Annotated in this window: 27 protein-coding genes; 26 read left to right on the top strand and 1 reads right to left on the bottom strand. The window is 61.6% G+C overall.

Going from position 1 to position 21,502, the window contains the following annotated elements:
* Window positions 1-90: 90 nt before the first annotated feature.
* From M1E07_RS14725 to M1E07_RS14700, 6 genes are all read left to right on the top strand, one after another.
* Window positions 91-3,990 carry a DNA-directed RNA polymerase subunit beta' gene (locus M1E07_RS14725; protein WP_461187383.1) on the top strand — a complete coding sequence of 1,300 codons (3,900 nt, stop codon included), beginning with the start codon at window positions 91-93 and terminating at the stop codon, window positions 3,988-3,990.
* A 345-nt stretch (window positions 3,991-4,335) separates the two neighbouring features.
* Window positions 4,336-4,710, top strand: a complete 375-nt coding sequence (gene rpsL, locus M1E07_RS14720; protein ID WP_306634852.1) for a 30S ribosomal protein S12 — start codon at window positions 4,336-4,338, stop codon at window positions 4,708-4,710.
* Between the two features lies 1 nt (window position 4,711).
* The gene (rpsG, locus tag M1E07_RS14715; protein WP_026531948.1) at window positions 4,712-5,182 is read left to right on the top strand and encodes a 30S ribosomal protein S7; all 471 of its coding nucleotides are present in this window, start codon (window positions 4,712-4,714) and stop codon (window positions 5,180-5,182) included.
* A gap of 69 nt (window positions 5,183-5,251) precedes the next feature.
* Window positions 5,252-7,366, top strand: a complete 2,115-nt coding sequence (fusA, locus tag M1E07_RS14710) for an elongation factor G (RefSeq protein WP_461187382.1) — start codon at window positions 5,252-5,254, stop codon at window positions 7,364-7,366.
* A 261-nt stretch (window positions 7,367-7,627) separates the two neighbouring features.
* A complete protein-coding gene (gene tuf / locus M1E07_RS14705) occupies window positions 7,628-8,818 on the top strand; it encodes an elongation factor Tu (RefSeq protein ID WP_163161890.1) in 1,191 nt (396 codons plus the stop codon).
* A 102-nt stretch (window positions 8,819-8,920) separates the two neighbouring features.
* Window positions 8,921-9,046: a hypothetical protein gene (locus M1E07_RS14700; protein WP_461187381.1), complete on the top strand. Its 126-nt coding sequence runs from the start codon at window positions 8,921-8,923 to the stop codon at window positions 9,044-9,046.
* A 19-nt stretch (window positions 9,047-9,065) separates the two neighbouring features.
* On the opposite strand, the gene M1E07_RS14695 is transcribed toward M1E07_RS14700, so the two are convergent.
* Window positions 9,066-10,502 (bottom strand): GH1 family beta-glucosidase, encoded by a 1,437-nt coding sequence (locus tag M1E07_RS14695; protein ID WP_461187380.1) that lies wholly within the window; start codon window positions 10,500-10,502, stop codon window positions 9,066-9,068.
* 400 nt (window positions 10,503-10,902) lie between these two features.
* Between M1E07_RS14695 and rpsJ the strand changes: the two genes are divergently transcribed.
* The 20 genes from rpsJ (at window position 10,903) to rplO (ending at window position 21,350) form a co-directional block, all read left to right on the top strand.
* Complete coding sequence (gene rpsJ, locus M1E07_RS14690) at window positions 10,903-11,211, top strand: 30S ribosomal protein S10 (RefSeq protein ID WP_003803825.1); 309 nt, start codon at window positions 10,903-10,905, stop codon at window positions 11,209-11,211.
* Between the two features lie 17 nt (window positions 11,212-11,228).
* Complete coding sequence (gene rplC / locus M1E07_RS14685; RefSeq protein ID WP_013601833.1) at window positions 11,229-11,879, top strand: 50S ribosomal protein L3; 651 nt, start codon at window positions 11,229-11,231, stop codon at window positions 11,877-11,879.
* 4 nt (window positions 11,880-11,883) lie between these two features.
* Window positions 11,884-12,507 (top strand): 50S ribosomal protein L4, encoded by a 624-nt coding sequence (gene rplD, locus M1E07_RS14680; protein WP_050054311.1) that lies wholly within the window; start codon window positions 11,884-11,886, stop codon window positions 12,505-12,507.
* Window positions 12,504-12,809, top strand: a complete 306-nt coding sequence (gene rplW / locus M1E07_RS14675) for a 50S ribosomal protein L23 (protein WP_011692807.1) — start codon at window positions 12,504-12,506, stop codon at window positions 12,807-12,809. The genes rplD and rplW overlap by 4 nt, the downstream gene beginning before the upstream one ends.
* Window positions 12,810-12,838: 29 nt before the next feature.
* Window positions 12,839-13,678, top strand: a complete 840-nt coding sequence (gene rplB, locus M1E07_RS14670) for a 50S ribosomal protein L2 (RefSeq protein WP_309073219.1) — start codon at window positions 12,839-12,841, stop codon at window positions 13,676-13,678.
* Between the two features lie 12 nt (window positions 13,679-13,690).
* Entirely contained in the window at window positions 13,691-13,972 is a 282-nt protein-coding gene (gene rpsS, locus M1E07_RS14665; protein ID WP_003803803.1) for a 30S ribosomal protein S19, read from the top strand.
* A gap of 38 nt (window positions 13,973-14,010) precedes the next feature.
* Window positions 14,011-14,376, top strand: a complete 366-nt coding sequence (gene rplV / locus M1E07_RS14660) for a 50S ribosomal protein L22 (RefSeq protein ID WP_009358304.1) — start codon at window positions 14,011-14,013, stop codon at window positions 14,374-14,376.
* Window positions 14,377-15,213: a 30S ribosomal protein S3 gene (gene rpsC, locus M1E07_RS14655; protein ID WP_461187379.1), complete on the top strand. Its 837-nt coding sequence runs from the start codon at window positions 14,377-14,379 to the stop codon at window positions 15,211-15,213. It begins immediately after the preceding gene.
* Window positions 15,214-15,630 (top strand): 50S ribosomal protein L16, encoded by a 417-nt coding sequence (gene rplP / locus M1E07_RS14650; protein WP_013601829.1) that lies wholly within the window; start codon window positions 15,214-15,216, stop codon window positions 15,628-15,630.
* Window positions 15,631-15,632: 2 nt separating this feature from the next.
* Complete coding sequence (gene rpmC, locus M1E07_RS14645) at window positions 15,633-15,962, top strand: 50S ribosomal protein L29 (RefSeq protein ID WP_163161897.1); 330 nt, start codon at window positions 15,633-15,635, stop codon at window positions 15,960-15,962.
* Window positions 15,959-16,264 carry a 30S ribosomal protein S17 gene (rpsQ, locus tag M1E07_RS14640; RefSeq protein WP_066293283.1) on the top strand — a complete coding sequence of 102 codons (306 nt, stop codon included), beginning with the start codon at window positions 15,959-15,961 and terminating at the stop codon, window positions 16,262-16,264. The genes rpmC and rpsQ overlap by 4 nt, the downstream gene beginning before the upstream one ends.
* 932 nt (window positions 16,265-17,196) lie before the next feature.
* On the top strand, window positions 17,197-17,565 hold the full coding sequence (gene rplN / locus M1E07_RS14635) for a 50S ribosomal protein L14 (RefSeq protein WP_024366126.1): 369 nt from the start codon (window positions 17,197-17,199) through the stop codon (window positions 17,563-17,565).
* Window positions 17,566-17,568: 3 nt separating this feature from the next.
* A complete protein-coding gene (rplX, locus tag M1E07_RS14630; protein ID WP_104042536.1) occupies window positions 17,569-17,928 on the top strand; it encodes a 50S ribosomal protein L24 in 360 nt (119 codons plus the stop codon).
* The gene (gene rplE / locus M1E07_RS14625; protein WP_307094343.1) at window positions 17,928-18,509 is read left to right on the top strand and encodes a 50S ribosomal protein L5; all 582 of its coding nucleotides are present in this window, start codon (window positions 17,928-17,930) and stop codon (window positions 18,507-18,509) included. Before rplX ends, rplE begins: the two co-directional genes overlap by 1 nt.
* A gap of 81 nt (window positions 18,510-18,590) precedes the next feature.
* On the top strand, window positions 18,591-18,989 hold the full coding sequence (gene rpsH, locus M1E07_RS14620; protein ID WP_050054318.1) for a 30S ribosomal protein S8: 399 nt from the start codon (window positions 18,591-18,593) through the stop codon (window positions 18,987-18,989).
* An 18-nt stretch (window positions 18,990-19,007) separates the two neighbouring features.
* Window positions 19,008-19,544 carry a 50S ribosomal protein L6 gene (rplF, locus tag M1E07_RS14615; RefSeq protein ID WP_387545494.1) on the top strand — a complete coding sequence of 179 codons (537 nt, stop codon included), beginning with the start codon at window positions 19,008-19,010 and terminating at the stop codon, window positions 19,542-19,544.
* Window positions 19,545-19,546: 2 nt separating this feature from the next.
* Entirely contained in the window at window positions 19,547-19,930 is a 384-nt protein-coding gene (gene rplR, locus M1E07_RS14610; protein WP_079596676.1) for a 50S ribosomal protein L18, read from the top strand.
* On the top strand, window positions 19,927-20,649 hold the full coding sequence (gene rpsE / locus M1E07_RS14605) for a 30S ribosomal protein S5 (RefSeq protein ID WP_461187378.1): 723 nt from the start codon (window positions 19,927-19,929) through the stop codon (window positions 20,647-20,649). Before rplR ends, rpsE begins: the two co-directional genes overlap by 4 nt.
* Window positions 20,650-20,651: 2 nt before the next feature.
* On the top strand, window positions 20,652-20,858 hold the full coding sequence (gene rpmD / locus M1E07_RS14600) for a 50S ribosomal protein L30 (RefSeq protein ID WP_028269574.1): 207 nt from the start codon (window positions 20,652-20,654) through the stop codon (window positions 20,856-20,858).
* Window positions 20,859-21,350 carry a 50S ribosomal protein L15 gene (gene rplO / locus M1E07_RS14595; RefSeq protein ID WP_461187377.1) on the top strand — a complete coding sequence of 164 codons (492 nt, stop codon included), beginning with the start codon at window positions 20,859-20,861 and terminating at the stop codon, window positions 21,348-21,350. It abuts the gene before it with no gap.
* The last annotated feature ends 152 nt before the right edge of the window (window positions 21,351-21,502 follow it).

The raw sequence follows: 21,502 nt of genomic DNA, 5'->3' as shown, positions 1-21,502 counted from the left end.
GGCGGGTTCCCACCCGTCGTCGTAAGTCACCTCCCTCTTCCCGTATCCCAAGACTTCAGAATTTAGAGAACAAGAGAGAACAGGGACCATATGTCCAGCGAATCCTCCTTCGGCCTCATGCAAATCGGCCTCGCAACCGCGGAAGACATCCGCGGCTGGTCTTACGGCGAGGTTAAGAAGCCGGAAACCATCAACTACCGCACCCTCAAGCCCGAGAAGGACGGACTCTTCTGCGAGAAGATCTTCGGCCCGTCCCGGGACTGGGAGTGCTACTGCGGCAAGTACAAGCGCGTGCGCTTCAAGGGCATCATCTGTGAGCGTTGTGGCGTTGAAGTCACCCGTGCAAAGGTCCGCCGCGAACGCATGGGCCACATCGAGCTGGCCGCTCCCGTCACGCACATCTGGTACTTCAAGGGTGTTCCCTCCCGCCTGGGCTACCTCCTTGACCTGGCACCGAAGGACCTCGAAAAGGTCATCTACTTCGCTGCCTACATGATCACCAGCGTTGACGAGGCTGCCCGCCACGAGGAACTGCCCAACCTGCAGGTTGAGCACGACATCGAGAAGAAGCAGCTCATCGATAACCGCGACTCCGACATCGCGGCTATCGCCCGTGACCTCGAAGGCGAAATCGCCCGCCTTGAGGGTGAAGGTGCGAAGGCTGCCGACAAGAAGAAGGCCCGCGACTCCGCCGACCGCCAGATGGCCAACGTGCGTAAGCGCGCCGACGCCGACATCGAGCGCCTCGAGCAGGTCTGGGACCGCTTCAAAAACCTCAAGGTCGCAGACCTCGAAGGTGACGAAGGCCTGTACCGCGAGCTGCGCGACCGCTACGGCATGTACTTCGAAGGCTCCATGGGTGCCGAAGCCATCAAGAAGCGTCTTGAAAGCTTCGACATGCAGGCCGAGTCGGACCTGCTGCGCGACGTCATCGCCAACGGCAAGGGCCAGCGCAAGACCCGTGCCCTCAAGCGCCTTAAGGTGGTCAACGCATTCCTGACCACCAACAACAGCCCGCTTGGCATGGTCCTTGACGCCGTCCCGGTGATTCCGCCGGAACTGCGCCCCATGGTCCAGCTGGACGGCGGCCGCTTCGCGACCTCCGACCTCAACGACCTGTACCGCCGTGTGATCAACCGCAACAACCGACTCAAGCGACTGCTTGACCTGGGTGCTCCGGAGATCATCGTCAACAACGAGAAGCGCATGCTTCAGGAAGCTGTTGACAGCCTCTTCGACAACGGCCGCCGCGGCCGTCCGGTCACCGGACCGGGCAACCGTCCGCTGAAGTCCCTGAGCGACATGCTCAAGGGCAAGCAGGGCCGTTTCCGCCAGAACCTCCTCGGCAAGCGCGTCGACTACTCCGGCCGTTCGGTCATCGTCGTCGGCCCGCAGCTGAAGCTGCACCAGTGCGGCCTGCCCAAGCAGATGGCACTGGAGCTCTTCAAGCCGTTCGTGATGAAGCGCCTGGTTGACCTCAACCACGCCCAGAACATCAAGTCGGCCAAGCGCATGGTGGAACGCTACCGTCCGCAGGTCTGGGACGTGCTGGAAGAGATCATCACCGAACACCCGGTGCTGCTCAACCGTGCACCTACCCTGCACCGCCTTGGTATCCAGGCATTCGAGCCGCAGCTTGTTGAAGGCAAGGCAATCCAGCTTCACCCGCTGGTTTGTGGCGCCTTCAACGCCGACTTCGACGGCGACCAGATGGCAGTGCACCTGCCGCTGAGCCCCGAGGCCCAGGCTGAAGCCCGCATCCTGATGCTTTCCTCGAACAACATCCTGAAGCCGTCCGACGGACGCCCGGTCACCCTGCCCTCGCAGGATATGATCATCGGCCTCTACCACCTGACCACCAAGCGTGCCGGTTCAGCTGGCGAAGGCCGGATCTTCGGGTCGGTTTCGGAAGCCATCATGGCGTTCGACGCCCGCGAGCTGCACCTGAACTCGCAGGTCAAGATCCGCCTCGAAGGCTTCGTGCCGTACGCAGGCTGGGAAGCTCCGGAAGGCTGGGAACAGGGTCAGCCCGCACTCGTCCAGACCTCCCTGGGCCAGGTTCTCTTCAACGAGACCCTGCCCGAGGACTACCCCTGGGTTGAGGCTGTTGCCGACAAGGGCGAACTGTCCCGCATCGTCAACGACCTTGCCGAGCGCTACCCGAAGGTTGTCACCGCGGCAACGCTGGACAACCTGAAGGATGCCGGTTTCTACTGGGCCACCCGATCAGGGGTCACCGTCGCCATCTCGGACATCGAGGTTCCGGCCGCAAAGCCGCAGATCCTCGCCGGTTACGAGGAGCGGGCTGCCAAGATCCAGGGCCAGTACGACAAGGGCCTGATCGACGACGACGAGCGCCGCCAGGAACTCATCGAGATCTGGAACAAGGCAACCAACGAGATCGCCCAGGCAATGCGCGACAGCCTGTCGCCGATGAACACCATCAACCGCATGGTGTCCTCCGGTGCACGTGGTAACTGGATGCAGGTCCGCCAGATCGCGGGTATCCGTGGCCTGGTGGCCAACCCGAAGGGTGAAATTATTCCCCGTCCCATCAAGTCCTCCTACCGTGAGGGCCTGTCGGTTCTGGAATACTTCATCGCCACGCACGGCGCCCGTAAGGGTCTGGCTGACACCGCCCTGCGTACCGCCAACTCGGGTTACCTGACCCGTCGTCTGGTGGACGTGTCGCAGGACGTCATCGTCCGCGAAGAGGACTGCGGCACCGAGCGTGGCCTGGTCACGCCCATCGCCGTCGCCGATTCCAACGGTGAGCTGGTGCTGGACGAGAACGTTGAGAACAGCGCCTACGCACGCACGCTGGCTGTCGACGTCGTGGACTCTGAGGGCACCGTCCTCGCAGCCGCCGGCACCGACTGCGGTGACGTGGTCATCGCCGAGCTGTTCGCAGCAGGCATCACCGAGGTCAAGGTCCGCTCCGTACTCACCTGTGAGTCCAGCGTCGGCACCTGCGCCCTGTGCTACGGCCGTTCGCTGGCCACCGGCAAGACCGTGGACATCGGTGAGGCCGTGGGCATCATCGCCGCACAGTCCATCGGTGAGCCCGGTACCCAGCTGACCATGCGTACGTTCCACACCGGTGGTGCAGTCTCCGCCAGCGGCGGCGACGACATCACCCAGGGTCTGCCCCGTATCCAGGAGCTCTTCGAAGCCCGTACTCCGAAGGGTGTTGCACCGATTGCAGAAGCAGCCGGCCGCATCACCATCGAAGAGTCCGAGCGCCAGATGCGCCTGGTCATCACTCCCGATGACGGAACCGAAGAGATCGCCTACCCGGTCCTGCGCCGTTCACGCCTGCTGATCGAGGATGGCGACCACGTCACCGTCGGCCAGAAGCTGATCAACGGACCGGTGGATCCCAAGCAGGTCCTGCGCATCATGGGTCCCCGTGCGGCACAGAAGTTCCTGGTGGACGAGGTCCAGGGCGTGTACCGCAGCCAGGGCATCGGTATCCACGACAAGCACGTCGAGGTTATCGTCCGCCAGATGCTGCGCCGCGTCACGGTCATCGAGTCCGGCGAATCGGACCTGCTGCCCGGCGAGCTCGCCGAGCGCAGCCGCTTCGAGGATGCCAACCGCCGTGTTGTGTCCGAGGGCAAGACTCCGGCTTCCGGGCGTCCTGAGCTCATGGGCATCACCAAGGCGTCCCTGGCTACCGAGTCCTGGCTGTCCGCAGCTTCCTTCCAGGAGACCACCCGCGTCCTGACGCAGGCGGCCATGGAAGGCAAGAGCGATCCGCTGCTCGGCCTCAAGGAGAACGTCATCATCGGTAAGCTGATCCCGGCCGGCACGGGCCTCCCGCGCTACACCGAGGTCACCGTCGAGCCCACTGAAGAAGCAAAGGCCAACCTGTTCACCGGCCCCAGCGCATTCAGTGACTTCTCGTACGACACCCTGGGCGGCGACGGAGCTCCTGAGTTCCACGCCATCCCGCTGGATGACTACGACCTGGGCAACGACTTCCGCTAAGAGCCCGTAGGAAGGCCCCGTTCCCCCTGCTTCAGTTTTGCAGGGGGACGGGGCCTTTCGTATACACCCGATTAAGGCCCGGGATCAAGCCGTGCTAGACTTTTTGTAATTGTTCTATGTGGCAGTGGATGAAGGCCGCCGCAGCATCATTTTGGTTTTGTTCTCATGATGCTGGGTGTGAGCTTGTTTCCGGGTTGCGGGCTAAGTGCGCAACGAATGCCACTCTTTTGCACGCCTAGGCACGGTTCGAGACGCCAAGGCTGCAGGGACAACGCCAAAACCGATGCAGTGACGGCTGACGCCCGAAATGCGCCGGTAGAGATCAAACCAACGGAGAACACGAGAGTGCCTACGATTAACCAGCTGGTCCGCAAGGGCCGCACGCCGAAGGTCAAAAAGACCAAGGCTCCCGCGCTTGCCGGCAGCCCGATGCGCCGCGGTGTCTGCACCCGCGTTTACACCACCACCCCGAAGAAGCCGAACTCGGCACTGCGTAAGGTGGCGCGTGTGCGCCTCAACGGTGGCATTGAAGTCACCGCTTACATCCCCGGTGTAGGCCACAACCTGCAGGAGCACTCCATTGTGCTCGTTCGCGGCGGTCGCGTGAAGGACCTCCCGGGTGTCCGCTACAAGATCGTCCGTGGCGCCCTCGATACCCAGGGTGTCAAGAACCGTAAGCAGGCCCGCAGCCGCTACGGCGCAAAGATGGAGAAGAAGTAATATGCCTCGCAAGGGTCCGGCCCCCAAGCGGCCGCTCGTACTAGATCCCGTTTACGGCTCCCCGCTGGTTACCCAGCTCATCAACAAGGTGCTCGTTGACGGCAAGAAGTCCACGGCAGAGCGCATCGTCTACGGTGCCCTCGAAGGCGCACGCGCCAAGTCCGGCGGCGACCCCGTAGCAGCACTCAAGAAGGCCATGGACAACGTCAAGCCTTCCCTCGAGGTCCGCTCACGCCGCGTCGGCGGCGCCACCTACCAGGTTCCGGTTGAGGTCAAGCCGGGCCGCTCCACCGCACTCGCCCTGCGCTGGCTGGTTGGCTACTCCAAGGCCCGCCGCGAAAAGACGATGACCGAGCGCCTCCAGAACGAAATCCTGGATGCCTCCAACGGTCTCGGTGCCGCTGTGAAGCGTCGCGAAGACACCCACAAGATGGCCGAGTCCAACAAGGCCTTCGCACACTACCGCTGGTAATACTTCCCGTACGCCGCCGGCCCTCACAGGCCGGCGGCGAACGTGTAGTCCATCCGAAAGGGAGACACCGTGGCACAGGACGTGCTTACCGACCTTAGTAAGGTCCGCAACATCGGCATCATGGCCCACATTGATGCCGGCAAGACCACCACCACCGAGCGCATCCTGTTCTACACGGGTGTGAACCACAAGATCGGCGAAACGCACGACGGCGCTTCGACCACTGACTGGATGGAACAGGAAAAGGAACGCGGCATCACCATCACGTCTGCCGCCGTGACCTGCTTCTGGGAAAACAACCAGATCAACATCATCGACACCCCCGGCCACGTTGACTTCACCGTTGAGGTTGAGCGCTCCCTGCGCGTCCTCGACGGCGCCGTTGCCGTCTTTGATGGCAAGGAAGGCGTTGAGCCGCAGTCTGAGACCGTTTGGCGCCAGGCTGACAAGTACAACGTTCCGCGCATCTGCTTCGTCAACAAGATGGACAAGCTCGGTGCCGACTTCTACTTCACCGTAGACACCATCGTCAGCCGCCTGGGTGCCAAGCCGCTCGTTATGCAGCTGCCCATCGGTGCCGAGAACGACTTCATCGGCGTCGTGGACCTGCTCTACATGCGCGCACTGGTGTGGCCCGGCGATGCCAAGGGTGACGTCACCATGGGTGCGAAGTACGAGATCCGCGAGATCCCGGCTGACCTCCAGGAAAAGGCTGAAGAGTACCGCGCAAACCTCGTTGAGACGGTTGCAGAGTCCTCCGAGGAACTCATGGAGAAGTACCTCGAGGGTGAAGAAATCTCGATCGACGAGCTCAAGGCCGGCATCCGCAAGATGACGATCAACTCCGAGCTCTACCCGATCTTCTGTGGTTCCGCCTTCAAGAACCGTGGCGTTCAGCCCATGCTCGATGCAGTTGTGGACTACCTGCCGAACCCGCTCGACGTCCCCCCGATGGTCGGCCACGATCCTCGCGACGAAGAGAAGGAACTGACCCGCAAGCCTTCCTCCGAAGAGCCCTTCTCCGCACTGGCCTTCAAGATTGCTGCGCACCCGTTCTTCGGCCAGCTCACCTTCATCCGCGTGTACTCCGGTCACGTGGAAGCAGGCGCCCAGGTGGTCAACTCCACCAAGGGCAAGAAGGAGCGCATCGGCAAGCTGTTCCAGATGCACGCCAACAAGGAAATGCCCGTCGAGGGCGCTACCGCCGGCCACATCTACGCAGCCATCGGTCTGAAGGACACCACCACGGGTGACACCCTGTGTGATTCCGGCAACCAGATCGTGCTCGAGTCCATGAGCTTCCCGGAGCCCGTGATCTCGGTTGCCATCGAGCCGAACACCAAGGGTGACCAGGAGAAGCTCTCCACGGCCATCCAGAAGCTCTCCGCTGAGGACCCCACCTTCCAGGTGTCCCTCAACGAAGACACCGGCCAGACCATCATCGCCGGCATGGGCGAGCTCCACCTGGACATCCTGGTGGACCGCATGCGCCGCGAATTCAAGGTCGAGGCAAACGTGGGCAAGCCCCAGGTTGCTTACCGCGAAACCATCAAGCGCGCCGTCGAACGCCACGACTACACGCACAAGAAGCAGACCGGTGGTTCGGGCCAGTTCGCAAAGATCCAGATCGCGATCGAGCCGCTGGACACCGCCGAGGGCGAGCTGTACGAGTTCGAGAACAAGGTCACCGGTGGCCGCGTTCCCCGCGAGTACATCCCGTCTGTTGACGCTGGTATCCAGGATGCGCTGAACGACGGCGTCCTGGCCGGTTACCCGGTTGTGGGCATCAAGGCCACACTGGTTGACGGCGCGTACCACGATGTTGACTCGTCAGAAATGGCGTTCAAGATCGCCGGCCGTATGGCTTTCAAGGAAGCCGCACGCAAGGCCAACCCGGTTCTGCTCGAACCGCTGATGGATGTAGAGGTCCGCACCCCTGAGGAATACATGGGTGAAGTTATCGGTGACCTCAACTCCCGCCGTGGCCAGATGCAGTCCATGGAAGATGCACAGGGCGTCAAGGTCATCCGTGCGCACGTTCCGCTGTCCGGCATGTTCGGCTACATCGGTGACCTGCGTTCGAAGACCCAGGGCCGTGCTGTGTACTCCATGACGTTCAACAGCTACGCCGAGGTCCCGAAGGCAGTTGCCGACGAGATCATCCAGAAGACCCGCGGCGAATAGTCTTCGGACTCTTCGCAGCGAACAAACTCGGGTGTGCTTCCGATTGACGGAGGCCGCCTGGTGCAGGTGGCCGGGTACGGCCGGATTCATCCGGACAAGCCGGATCCCGGCCATCTGCACGAACAGGCTCGAGGGACTAGTATTAGTTCCTGAATCTGCAATTTCACCAATCCAAAGCCCCCCAAGTAGACTTACCTGAGTTTCTGCCGCTACAAGAGCGGCAGAAGGGTATGTCATTTGAAAACGTTCTAGGAGGAACCTGTGGCAAAGGCAAAGTTCGAGCGGACTAAGCCGCACGTTAACATCGGCACCATTGGTCACGTTGACCACGGTAAGACGACGTTGACGGCCGCCATTTCCAAGGTGCTGTACGACAAGTACCCGACTCTCAACGAGAAGCGTGACTTCGCGTCGATTGACTCTGCTCCCGAAGAGCGTCAGCGCGGCATTACCATCAACATCTCCCACGTTGAGTACCAGACCGAGAAGCGCCACTACGCACACGTAGACGCCCCCGGTCACGCTGACTACATCAAGAACATGATCACCGGTGCTGCCCAGATGGACGGTGCAATCCTCGTGGTTGCCGCCACTGACGGCCCGATGGCTCAGACCCGCGAGCACGTTCTGCTCGCCCGCCAGGTTGGTGTTCCCTACCTGCTGGTCGCGCTGAACAAGTCCGACATGGTTGACGATGAGGAACTGCTGGACCTCGTTGAAATGGAAGTTCGTGAGCTCCTTAGCTCGCAGGGCTTCGATGGCGACGAAGCACCGGTTGTCCGCGTTTCCGGCCTGAAGGCACTGGAAGGCGACCCGGAGTGGGTCAAGTCCGTTGAGGACCTGATGGCTGCTGTCGACGAGTCCGTTCCGGACCCCGTACGTGACCGTGACAAGCCGTTCCTGATGCCGATCGAGGACGTCTTCACCATCACCGGCCGTGGCACCGTTGTTACGGGCCGCGCCGAGCGTGGAACCCTCGCCATCAACTCCGAGGTCGAGATCGTCGGCATCCGCCCGGTCCAGAAGACCACGGTTACCGGTATCGAGATGTTCCACAAGCAGCTCGACGAAGCATGGGCCGGCGAGAACTGTGGCCTCCTGCTCCGCGGTCTGAAGCGCGATGACGTAGAGCGCGGCCAGGTTGTCGTCAAGCCGGGTTCCATCACCCCGCACACCGACTTCGAGGCTAACGTCTACATCCTCTCCAAGGACGAAGGCGGACGTCACAACCCGTTCTACTCCAACTACCGCCCGCAGTTCTACTTCCGCACCACGGACGTAACCGGCGTTATCACCCTGCCCGAGGGCACGGAAATGGTTATGCCTGGCGACAACACTGAGATGACCGTTGCGCTCATCCAGCCGATCGCTATGGAAGAGGGCCTCGGCTTCGCAATCCGCGAAGGCGGCCGCACCGTTGGTTCAGGACGCGTTACCAAGATCAACAAGTAATTCCAGTTGAACTGAAAGAACAGCCCCACTGCTACTGCAGCGGGGCTGTTCTTTTTCGTTAACCCCTCCCTGATACTGTTGCTGGACCGAAAGGAGATCATCATGGGTTGGCTTATTTTTCTGATTATCGCGGTAGCCGTGGTCGCAGGTGTGTTCTGGGCCAAGAAGCACTTCCGCAACGAGATTGACCGCGCCAAGCGGATCAACCGGGCGAACAAAAACCAGTAGCGGCGCCGGGCTGGGATGGCTAGCCGGCCGCAGCCCTCCGTGCCTTGCTGAGCGCCTGGTACCAGTAGAAAGACTGCTTGGGCGTGCGCTCCAGTGTCCCGAAATCCACGTGCACCAGGCCGAAGCGCTGGGAGTAGCCTGCCGCCCATTCGAAATTGTCCATCAGGGTCCACACGTAGTAGCCGCGCAGGTCCACGCCCGACGCCGCACCGCCGGGCGAGGTGGCATCCAGTGCCGCGCGCAGGTGCGCAGCGATGTAGTCCACCCGGTCCCCATCCTGGACGGGGCCGGACACCTGGTCGGGCTCGGGGAAACTCGCTCCGCTTTCGGTGATGTAGACGGGTGGGAGCGCGTCACCGTACCGGTCCTGCAGCTCCTTGAGCAGGATACCCAGATGGTCCGGGGCCACAGGCCAGCCAAAGCCGGTGCTGCTGTATTCCGGGTAGCCCGCCTCATGAAAGGGGAGCTTGGCTACCGCCTTGTGGGTATTGGCAGGAATAGGCGTCACGCCGCGGCCGATGGCAACTTTCACCGGGAAGTAGTAGTTAAGCCCGTAGAAATCCAGCGGCTGGTGGATGGTCCGCAGGTCGGCGTCGGAAATCCTGCCGATTGAGCGCAGCCACGGCCTGGCATACAGCGGGAGGCTGGGGTAGCGGCCCAGCAGCACGGGGTCGGCGTAGATCCTGTTCATAAGCAGGTCGTACAGCTTCGCCACCAGCCTGTCCCCGACCTTCCGGCTGGCTGGCCGGACTGGCGAGTGGAGGTTGGTGACGCCAACGTCTCCCTTGACCCCGGCAGCGCGCAGGGCCTGTGCACCGAGACCGTGGGCCAGGAGTTGGTGGTGGATGGACGGAAGAGCGTCGAACATGAGTGTCCGGCCAGGGGCGTGGACGCCAAGGGCGTAGCCGTTCAGGGTCACCGACAGCGGTTCGTTCAGCGTGACCCACTGCGCCACGCGATCGCCATAGCGTTCGCCGGCGGCAGCGGCGTACTCGCCAAACCGTTCAGCTGTTTCGCGGTTCATCCAGCCCCCTCGCTGTTCCAGCGGCAGGGGGGTATCCCAGTGGTAAAGGGTGGCCATGGGGGAGATGCCGGCAGCGAGCAGCTGGTCGATCAGCCGGTCATAGAAGTCCAGCCCCTCCGGATTGAGGCTTCCCCGGCCCCCGGGCTGGATCCTTGGCCAGGACAACGAGAAGCGGTAGGAGTCCACGCCCAGCTCCTGCAACAGAGCGATGTCCTCCGGCAGGCGGTTATAGTGGTCGCAGGCCACAACGGGGGAGTGCCCGTCCATAATGCTGCCGGGTTTCTCAGCGAACGCGTCCCATCCGGACGGTCCCCGGCCTCCCTGGGTAACGGCTCCTTCGATCTGGAATGCTGCGGCCGCGACGCCCAGCGTGAACGACGGCGGCATGCGGCTGACCAGGTCAGTCACGGATTCGGTGCTTTCCAGCGTCATGCCCCTATCATCCATTCGGGCGTATCCATTGGCAATGACCCCTGGACTGCGCCGGGAAAAGGGCCAATTCGCTTCTGGCGCCAAATTCCGGCATACTAGATGAGTTGTTCAAGCGCTCTTTCGCGTCCCGATCCGGATAATGCCGGGTGCCAGGGTCCAGGTAAGAGCCCAAACATAACCCACTTCCCAAGGAATTGCGGACGAGTACGCGCACAGAGCGCGACACGCCCGACCGCGGGGGTCGGTTGCGTCGGCAGGTTGAGGAACCCGGATTCATCCGGATTCAGCTTGTGCGGCGGGTGGTAGTTACGACTTCAAATGCTTCGGCAGCCGCACAACAGGTAAGTGAACAGGGCAGCCCTAATCAGGGGAAGCACAGACTGAAAGAGAGTCAGGCGACATGGCGGGACAAAAAATCCGCATCCGGCTGAAGTCATACGACCACGAGGTCATTGACGTTTCAGCACGGAAGATCGTTGAGACGGTCACGCGCGCAGGCGCAACTGTAGTTGGCCCCGTGCCGCTGCCGACGGAGAAGAACGTTTACTGCGTAATCCGCTCTCCGCACAAGTACAAGGACAGCCGCGAGCACTTCGAAATGCGCACGCACAAGCGTCTTATCGACATCATCGATCCCACGCCGAAGGCTGTTGACTCGCTTATGCGTCTCGACCTGCCGGCCGACGTGAACATCGAAATCAAACTGTAGGGAGGTGCTGAGAGACTATGACCGCAACCCGTAACGTAAAGGGCCTGCTGGGCACGAAGCTCGGCATGACCCAGGTCTGGGACGAGAACAACAAGCTCATCCCCGTCACTGTGGTCCAGGCAGATTCGAACGTCATCACCCAGCTGCGCAATGCAGAAGCTGATGGCTACGTAGCCGTTCAGATCGGCTACGGCCAGATCGATCCCCGCAAGGTCACCAAGCCGCTGGCTGGTCACTTTGAGAAGGCAGGCGTCACGCCTCGCCGCCACGTCGTCGAACTTCGTACCGCAGATGCTGCTGAGTACGAGCTGGGCCAGGAGCTCTCCGTAGAGGTCTTCGAAGCCGGCCAGAAGATCGACGTCATCGGCACCACCAAGGGTAAGGGCTTCGCCGGTGTTATGAAGCGTCACGGCTTCCACGGCGTTGGAGCTTCCCACGGTGCCCACAAGAACCACCGTAAGCCCGGTTCAATCGGTGGCGCATCCACCCCGAGCCGCGTCTTCAAGGGCATGAAAATGGCCGGCCGCATGGGCGCCGTTCGTCACACCACGCTGAACCTCACGGTCCACGCGGTTGACGTCGAGAAGTCGCTGCTCCTTATCAAGGGTGCCGTTCCCGGCGCCCGCGGCCAGGTCGTACTCGTACGCACCGCCGTGAAGGGAGCCTAGTCCAATGGCTAACACTGTCCAGGTTGACCTGCCCGCAGAGATCTTCGACGTTCAGACCAACGTGCCGCTGCTGCACCAGGTTGTCGTTGCCCAGCTCGCTGCTGCTCGCCAGGGTACCCACAAGACCAAGACCCGCGCTGAGGTTTCCGGTGCAGGACGCAAGCCGTTCAAGCAGAAGGGTACCGGCCGCGCCCGTCAGGGTTCCATCCGTGCTCCTCACATGACCGGCGGTGGCATTGTCCACGGTCCCACCCCGCGTGACTACAGCCAGCGCACCCCCAAGAAGATGATTGCTGCTGCACTTCGCGGCGCACTGTCTGACCGGGCGCGTAACGGACGCATCCACGTTGTTGCCGAATTGGTTGAGGGCGACAAGCCTTCGGCCAAGACTGCACTTGCAACGCTGCGCGGCGTTTCTGACCGCAAGAACCTGCTGGTTGTCATCGAGCGCGCCAACGATGTTGCTGCACTGTCCGTGCGCAACCTCGCCGGTGTTCACGTTCTGTACGCAGACCAGCTGAACACCTACGACGTTCTCGTGTCTGATGACGTTGTCTTCACCAAGGCTGCCTACGAAGCATTCGTTGCCGGCAAGGCAGTGGCAAAGAACGAGGAGGATGCCAAGTGAGTGCAGCCACCATCAAGGATCCCCGCGACGTCGTGCTTGCGCCCGTCGTGTCGGAAAAGAGCTACGGCCTGATCGACGAGGGCAAGTACACCTTCCTGGTGGACCCCCGGTCGAACAAGACCGAGATCAAGCTGGCCGTGGAGAAAATCTTCTCCGTCAAGGTCGAATCGATCAACACCATCAACCGTGCCGGTAAGCGCAAGCGCACCAAATTCGGATGGGGTACCCGCAAGAACACCAAGCGTGCGATTGTCACCCTCAAAGAAGGCACTATCGACATCTTCGGCGGTCCGCTCGCGTAGCGGAGACCACTTTAACGAGGAAATAAATTATGGGAATCCGTAAATACAAGCCGACTACCCCGGGCCGTCGTGGCTCGAGCGTAGCGGACTTCATCGAAATCACGCGGTCGACGCCGGAAAAGTCGTTGGTACGTCCGCTGCCCAAAAAGGGTGGCCGTAACAACACCGGTAAGATCACCACCCGTCACAAGGGTGGCGGACACAAGCGCCAGTACCGTCTGATCGACTTCCGTCGCCACGACAAGGACGGCGTCAACGCCCGCGTTGCTGAAATTGAGTACGATCCGAACCGTACGGCTCGCATCGCCCTCCTGCACTACGTTGATGGCACCAAGCGTTACATCATCGCGCCGAACAAGCTGGCCCAGGGTGACATGGTGGAAGCAGGTGCCAACGCTGACATCAAGCCTGGCAACAACCTGCCCCTGCGTAACATCCCCGTGGGTACCGTCATCCACGCAGTTGAACTGCGTCCGGGTGGCGGCGCCAAGATGGGCCGGTCCGCCGGTGCATCCATCCAGCTCGTCGCCAAGGAAGGCCGCTTCGCCCAGCTGCGTCTGCCTTCCGGTGAAATCCGCAACGTTGACGTGCGCTGCCGCGCAACCGTCGGCGAGGTGGGCAACGCCGAGCAGTCAAACATCAACTGGGGCAAGGCTGGCCGTATGCGCTGGAAGGGCGTCCGCCCGACCGTCCGTGGTGTCGCCATGAACCCGGTTGACCACCCGCACGGTGGTGGCGAGGGTAAGACGTCCGGTGGACGTAACCCCGTCAACCCGAACGGTAAGCGGGAAGGCCGCACGCGCCGCCCCAACAAAGAGAGCGACAAGCTTATTGTGCGTCGCCGTCGTACTGGCAAGAACAAGCGATAGGAGCCTGGACACATGCCACGCAGCCTGAAAAAAGGTCCTTTCGTTGACCAGCACCTCTTTGTGAAGGTAGCCAGGGAAAACGAAAAGGGCACTAAGAACGTCATTAAGACCTGGTCCCGCCGTTCGATGATCATCCCCGACATGCTCGGGCACACGATCGCCGTACACGACGGACGCAAGCACATCCCGGTGTTTGTCACTGAGTCGATGGTCGGGCACAAGCTCGGCGAATTCGCTCCCACGCGGACATTCCGCGGCCATGTCAAGGACGACCGTAAGGGCAAGCGCCGCTAGGCGCCTGCACTTACGTCAAAGACGAGAGAAGGAAAGCAATGGAAGCCAAGGCAATTGCGCGCCACATCCGCGTAACGCCTATGAAGGCCCGGCGCGTCGTCAACCTTGTTCGTGGTTTGCAAGCGAATGAGGCTCTGGCAATTCTGAAGTTTGCCCCGCAGGCAGCTTCGGAGCCGGTATTCAAGGTAGTTCAGTCGGCAATCTCCAACGCCCGGGTCCTCGCGGACCGCGACGGCGTGGCGTTTGACGAAGGCGACCTCATCATCAGCGAAGCGTTTGTTGATGAAGGCCCGACCATGAAGCGGTTCCAGCCGCGTGCCCAGGGTCGTGCATTTCAGATCAAGAAGCGCACCAGCCACATCACCGTGGTAGTCGCTACCCCGGAGAAAGAGGAGGCTCGCTAAGTGGGACAGAAAGTAAACCCGCACGGGTTCCGACTCGGCATCACCACCGATCACGTATCGCACTGGTTCGCTGACAGCACCAAGGCCGGCCAGCGGTACAAGGACTTCGTTCGCGAAGACATCCGCATCCGCCAGCTCATGTCCACGGGCATGGAGCGCGCCGGTATCGCCAAGGTTGAGATCGAGCGCACCCGTGACCGTGTCCGCGTGGACATCCACACGGCCCGCCCGGGCATCGTCATCGGCCGCCGTGGAGCAGAAGCAGACCGCATCCGCGGCGAGCTCGAAAAGCTCACCGGCAAGCAGGTTCAGCTGAACATCCTCGAGGTCAAGAACCCCGAGATGGAAGCACAGCTTGTTGCCCAGGGCGTTGCTGAGCAGCTGACTTCGCGTGTGGCTTTCCGCCGCGCGATGAAGAAGGCCATGCAGTCCGCACAGCGTGCAGGTGCCAAGGGCATCCGTATCGCCTGCTCCGGTCGACTGGGTGGCGCTGAAATGTCCCGCTCGGAGTTCTACCGCGAAGGCCGTGTGCCCCTGCACACCCTCCGCGCGAACATCGACTACGGCTTCTACGAAGCCAAGACCACCTTCGGCCGCATCGGTGTGAAGGTCTGGATCTACAAGGGCGACCTCACGGCCAAGGAACTGGCTCAGCAGTCAGCTGCTGCTCCGTCCCGCGGCCGCGGCCCCAGCGATCGCCCGGGCCGCCCGAGCGGCGCTGACCGTGGTGACCGCCGCCGTCGCAACGACCGTCCGGCCGCTGACGCAGCTCCTGCTGCTGAAGCACCGGCAGTTGAGGCTGCACCCGCTGCAGCAGTAGAAGGAGGACAGGCTTAAATGCTTATCCCACGTCGAGTCAAGCACCGTAAGCAGCACCACCCGGGTCGTTCCGGCGCTGCTACGGGCGGCACCAAGGTCTCCTTCGGTGAGTACGGCATCCAGGCCCTGAGCCCGGCATACGTCACCAACCGTCAGATCGAGTCTGCACGTATCGCGATGACCCGCCACATCAAGCGTGGCGGTAAGGTCTGGATCAACATTTACCCGGACCGTCCCCTCACCAAGAAGCCTGCCGAAACCCGCATGGGTTCCGGTAAGGGTTCACCGGAATGGTGGGTCGCAAACGTCAAGCCGGGCCGGGTTCTCTTCGAGATCTCCGGCGTCGAAGAATCGGTAGCACGCGAGGCCCTGCGCCTGGCAATCCACAAGCTCCCGTTGAAGGCACGCATTCTGCGTCGCGAAGGTGGTGAATAGAAATGGCAGTAGGATCCAAGGATCTGGCTCCCGCACAGCTGGACGGTTTCGACAACGAGCGTCTCGTTGAAGAACTCCGCAAGGCCAAGGAAGAGCTGTTCAACCTGCGTTTCCAGTCCGCCACCGGACAGCTGGAGAACCACGGTCGTCTGCGCGCGGTAAAGAAGGACATCGCCCGCATCTACACCGTGCTCCGTGAGCGCGAGCTGGGCATTCGTGCCGAGGTTGCCGCACCGGTTGTGGAAGCCAAGGAAGAGAAGAAGTCCAAGAAGGCAGCAACCAAGAAGGCCGACAAGGCTGAAACGGTTGAGACCGAGGAGGATGCCAAGTGAGTGAAAAGGACGAGAACGTGACCGAAACTGCTACCGCAGCCACGGCTGAGCAGCGCGGTTACCGCAAGACGCGTCGCGGCTACGTGGTCTCTGACAAGATGGAAAAGACCATCGTTGTCCAGGTTGAAGACCGCGTGAAGCACGCTCTGTACGGCAAGGTCATCCGCCGTACCTCCAAGGTCAAGGCCCACGACGAAGAGAACATCGCCGGCATCGGCGACCTCGTTGTCATCGCCGAGACCCGTCCGCTGTCCGCCACCAAGAACTGGCGGCTCGTGGAAATCCTCGAGAAGGCCAAGTAGCACCTGCTGCTTCGGTATCCGGAAGCCCCTGCTCCCTTTGGGAGCGGGGGTTTCCGCGTTAACGGTGGGGCGGGCTTCTCTTGAACGCACGACGGCGGCGCGGCCTCTTCGCGGGGGAGTGGGAGTGGCAGGGATGGCGGGCCGAAAGGCTGCCGCGAGTGGCGCCGTCGTCCGTCCCTCGCCGCCCCGCCCACACAACCCGCCATCACTTCCCGTCGTTTTTTGAAGAACGCGTCATCACTTCCCGTCGTTTTTGGAGAACGCGCCATCACTTCCCGTCGTTTTTGGAGAACGCGCCATCACTTCCCGTCGTTTTTTGAAGAACGCCCCATCACTTCCCGTCGTTTTTTGAAGAACGCCCCATCACCTCTCGCCTAGGGCTGCGGGAGGTGATGGCGCGTTGCCGGGAAACTTGCGGGAGGTGATGGCGCGTTGCCGGGAAACTTGCGGGAGGTGATGGCGCCTCGCCGGGAAACTTGCGGGAGGTGATGGCGCGTTGCCGGGAGAGCTGCGGAAGGTGATGGCGCGTCTGACGCGCTTTTGCTGGGCGGCCGACGGCGCGGGGCCTCTTCGTGGGGGGAGTGGCAGGCATGGTGGGCCGAAAGGCTGCCGTGAGTGGCGCCGTCGTCCGTCTTGCGGGGGAGCGCCGGCGGTGATATGGGGATAAACGAAAAACGTGCTAAGATTTTGAGTTTGTATGGCGCCTTTCGCGCGCCGACATCAACCTCGTAAACAAGCGTGCCACAGCATAGTGCCCCCTTGCGCCCAGGATTTTCTGGACCGGATGGGAGCAACTGCTTCTGGCACGGGAGTTTAGGCCTGGTCTGGCAAAATCCAGGCAGGTCAAGAGACACCCCGATCAACCGTTCCGCAAGGCTCATTCCGTAGGAAGATTTTCGGTCTGAGAACCGGCGCGACGCAAGGAGTAAATAGTGATTCAGCAGGAGTCGCGACTCAAGGTCGCCGACAACACGGGTGCTAAGGAAATCCTTACCATTCGCGTTCTCGGTGGATCTGGCCGTCGCTACGCAGGCATTGGCGACGTCATTGTCGCAACCGTCAAGGATGCAATCCCGGGCGGCAACGTAAAGAAGGGCGATGTTGTCAAGGCAGTCATCGTCCGTACCAAGAAGGAACGCCGCCGTGCGGATGGTTCCTACATCAAGTTTGACGAGAACGCAGCTGTGATCCTGAAGGCTGACGGTGACCCCCGCGGTACCCGTATCTTCGGACCGGTTGGTCGTGAACTGCGTGACAAGAAGTTCATGAAGATCGTTTCTCTGGCTCCGGAGGTGCTCTAGTCCATGGCTAAGATCAAGAAGGGTGACCTCGTTCAGGTCATCACTGGCGCCAAGGCTGAGCGCGGCGGCGACCGCGGCAAGCAGGGCAAGGTCCTGCGCGTGTTCCCCGAGACCAACCGCGTGCTGGTCGAAGGCATCAACCGCGTAACCAAGCACACCAAGGTCGGTCAGTCGCAGCGCGGCACCAAGACCGGTGGCATCGAGGTTGTTGAAGCTTCGATCCACATCTCCAATGTGGCTCTGGTTGACCCGTCCACCAAGAAGCCCACCCGCGTCGGCTTCCGCACCGAGACCGTTGAGCGCAATGGTGTTCAGCGCGAAGTGCGCGTCCGCGTGGCCAAGAGCTCAGGGAAGGACATCTAATGACTGAGACTCTCGAGACTCCGGCAACGAAGATCGTTCCTCGTCTGAAGACCAAGTACGCCGAATCCATCAAGAGCACGCTCATTGAGGAATTCAAGTACGAAAACGTCAACCAGGTTCCGCGCCTCGTCAAGGTCGTTGTGAACATGGGTGTTGGAGATGCCGCCAAGGACTCCAAGCTGATCGACGGCGCTGTCCGCGACCTCACCCAGATCACCGGCCAGAAGCCGCAGGTAACCAAGGCCCGCAAGTCGATCGCACAGTTCAAGCTGCGCGAAGGCATGCCCATCGGTGCACACGCTACCCTGCGTGGCGACCGTATGTGGGAATTCCTGGACCGTCTGGTCAGCCTCGCACTGCCCCGTATCAGGGACTTCCGCGGTCTCTCCGGCAAGCAGTTCGACGGTAACGGCAACTACACCTTCGGTCTGACCGAGCAGGTTATGTTCCACGAGATCGACCAGGACAAGATTGACCGCGTCCGCGGTATGGACATCACGGTTGTCACCACTGCCAAGACCGATGACGAAGGCCGCGCGCTGCTTAAGGCGCTTGGTTTCCCGTTCAAGGCCGAAGACTAATCTAACTACGTAAAAGGTCCGGCGGTGCGGCTGTAAAAGCAGCACCGCGGAAACCGTTATGAGGAAGGGCAAGAGCCCACCATGACAATGACAGATCCTGTCGCAGACATGCTTACGCGTCTGCGCAATGCAAACTCGGCATACCACGATTCCGTGTCCATGCCGTACAGCAAGCTCAAGGCACGCGTTGCTGACATCCTCAAGGCCGAAGGCTTCATCGCCGGCTGGAAGGAAGAAGACGCTGAGGTTGGCAAGAAGCTGACCATCGAGCTCAAGTTCGGACCGAACCGCGAGCGTTCAATCGCTGGTGTTCGTCGTATTTCCAAGCCGGGCCTGCGTGTTTACGCAAAGTCCACCAACCTGCCGCACGTGCTGGGTGGCCTGGGTGTCGCAATCCTGTCCACCTCTTCCGGCCTCCTGACTGACAAGCAGGCCGGCAAGAAGGGCGTGGGCGGCGAAGTCCTCGCTTACGTCTGGTAACGGGAAAGGAAGAGAATAATGTCACGTATTGGACGTCTCCCCATCACCGTTCCTGCCGGCGTTGAGGTCAAGGTTGACGGCTCTGTCGTCAGCGTCAAGGGTTCCAAGGGCGAGCTGAACCACACTGTGGCCAGCCCGATCGAGGTTTCCCTGGAAGCAGACACCCTGACTGTCGCCCGCCCGAACGACGAGCGCGCCTCCCGTTCACTCCACGGCCTGACCCGCACCCTGATCTCCAACATGATCGAGGGCGTTACCAAGGGCTACGAGAAGAAGCTTGAAATCGTTGGTACCGGTTACCGCGTTCAGGCCAAGGGATCTGACCTTGAGTTCGCTCTGGGTTACAGCCACCCGGTCAATGTCTCCGCACCGGAGGGCATCACCTTTGCAGTTGAGACCCCGACCAAGCTCTCTGTTTCAGGTATCAACAAGCAGCAGGTCGGCGAGGTTGCTGCCAACATTCGCAAGCTGCGGAAGCCGGACCCCTACAAGGGCAAGGGCATCCGTTACGCCGGCGAAGTCATCCGCCGCAAGGTCGGAAAGGCTGGTAAGTAACCATGGCCATCTCAATTAACAAGAAGCGTACGAACAAGAGCAAGTCTGCTTCGCGCAGCCGCCGCCAGCTTCGTATCCGTAAGCGCATCTCCGGTACGGCTGTACGTCCTCGTCTGGTCGTCAACCGTTCCGCACGCCACGTATTCGTCCAGGTTGTCGATGACACCAAGGGCCTGACCGTAGCGAGCGCCTCCACTCTGGAAGCCGACCTTCGTGCATTCGACGGCGACAAGACTGCCAAGGCCAAGCGCGTTGGCGAACTCGTCGCCGAGCGTGCCAAGGCTGCCGGTATCGAAGCTGTTGTCTTCGACCGCGGTGGTAACAAGTACCACGGCCGGATCGCCGCCGTCGCTGACGGTGCACGTGAAGGTGGGCTGTCACTGTGACGGAAGCAAACAAGGAAAAGGACACTGTGTCTGCAGATCAGAAGGCTACTGAAGCCGTAGCTGCCACTGAGACCACTGCTCCCGCAGCTGCCGACGACCGCCGTGGCGGCGCTCGTCGCGGCGAGCGTGGCGACCGTGGCCAGGGCCGCGGCGACCGTGGTGGCCGTGGCGGCCGCGACGGCGGCCGTGAAGCCGAGAAGAGCCAGTTCGTAGAGCGCGTCGTCACCATCAACCGCGTCTCCAAGGTGGTCAAGGGTGGTCGTCGCTTCAGCTTCACCGCCCTGGTCGTCGTCGGTGACGGCAACGGCATGGTCGGCGTTGGCTACGGCAAGGCTAAGGAAGTTCCTGCCGCAATCGCGAAGGGCGTAGAAGAAGCCAAGAAGTCCTTCTTCCGGGTTCCCCGCGTTGGCAGCACCATCCCGCACCGCGTACAGGGTGAGGCTGCTGCAGGCGTCGTTATGCTGCGTCCGGCCTCCGCCGGTACCGGTGTTATCGCCGGTGGCCCGGTCCGTGCAGTACTGGAGTGCGTGGGCATCCACGACATCCTCTCCAAATCGCTCGGTTCCTCCAACGCCATCAACATCGTTCACGCGACCGTTGATGCCCTGAAGCGCCTCGAAGAGCCGGCAGCAGTGGCAGCACGCCGCGGCCTGCCCCTCGACGAGATCGCTCCGCCGGCACTGGTGAAGGCCCTCCTGAATTCGAAGGCAGGTGTCTAGTTATGGCTAAGAACCTGATTCCCTCCGACACCCAGTTGGAGATCACTCAGATCAAGTCCGCCATTGGCGGCAAGCAGAACCAGCGCGACACCCTGCGGTCCCTCGGCCTGAAGCGGATCGGACACACTGTTGTCCGCACCGCCGACGCCGTGACCGTCGGAATGCTCAACACGGTTCCGCACCTGGTAAAGGTAGAGGAGGCGAAGTAAATGGCAGAGAACAATGCCGAAAAGGCTCAGAGCGCCGCTGCTGAGAAGCAGAACGCCCTGAAGGTTCACCACCTGCGTCCCGCACCGGGTGCCAAGACCGCCAAGACCCGCGTTGGTCGTGGTGAGGGATCCAAGGGTAAGACCGCCGGTCGTGGCACGAAGGGTACTGCAGCCCGCTACCAGGTCAAGGCTGGCTTTGCCGGCGGCCAGCTGCCGCTGCACATGCGCCTGCCGAAGCTGCGCGGCTTCAAGAACCCGTTCCGGGTTGAGTTCCAGGTTGTAAACCTGGACAAGCTCAACGAGCTGTTCCCGGAAGGTGGCGCAGTCACCGTGGAGAACCTGGTCGAAAAGGGTGCCGTTCGCAAGAACCAGCCCGTCAAGGTGCTTGGCACCGGCGACATCACCGTCAAGGTTGACGTCACCGCCCACGCATTCTCGGCCAGCGCCGCTGAAAAGATTGCTGCAGCAGGCGGAAGCACCACCGCTCTCTAGAGCAGGTGGGCGCCTAGCCCGTTGTTGAACTCCCGGTTTCCGGGGCCCCAGGCCCTGGAGACCGGGAGTTTTTCACATCCGCCCGGCGTATTATTGCCGCCATCCACCGCTTGCGCGCGTCTACGGATTGTTCGCATGGCACATCCAACCGT

It is taken from the genome of Arthrobacter sp. Z4-13, from assembly GCF_054792705.1.
This window is presented reverse-complemented; position numbering and strand designations above follow the sequence as displayed.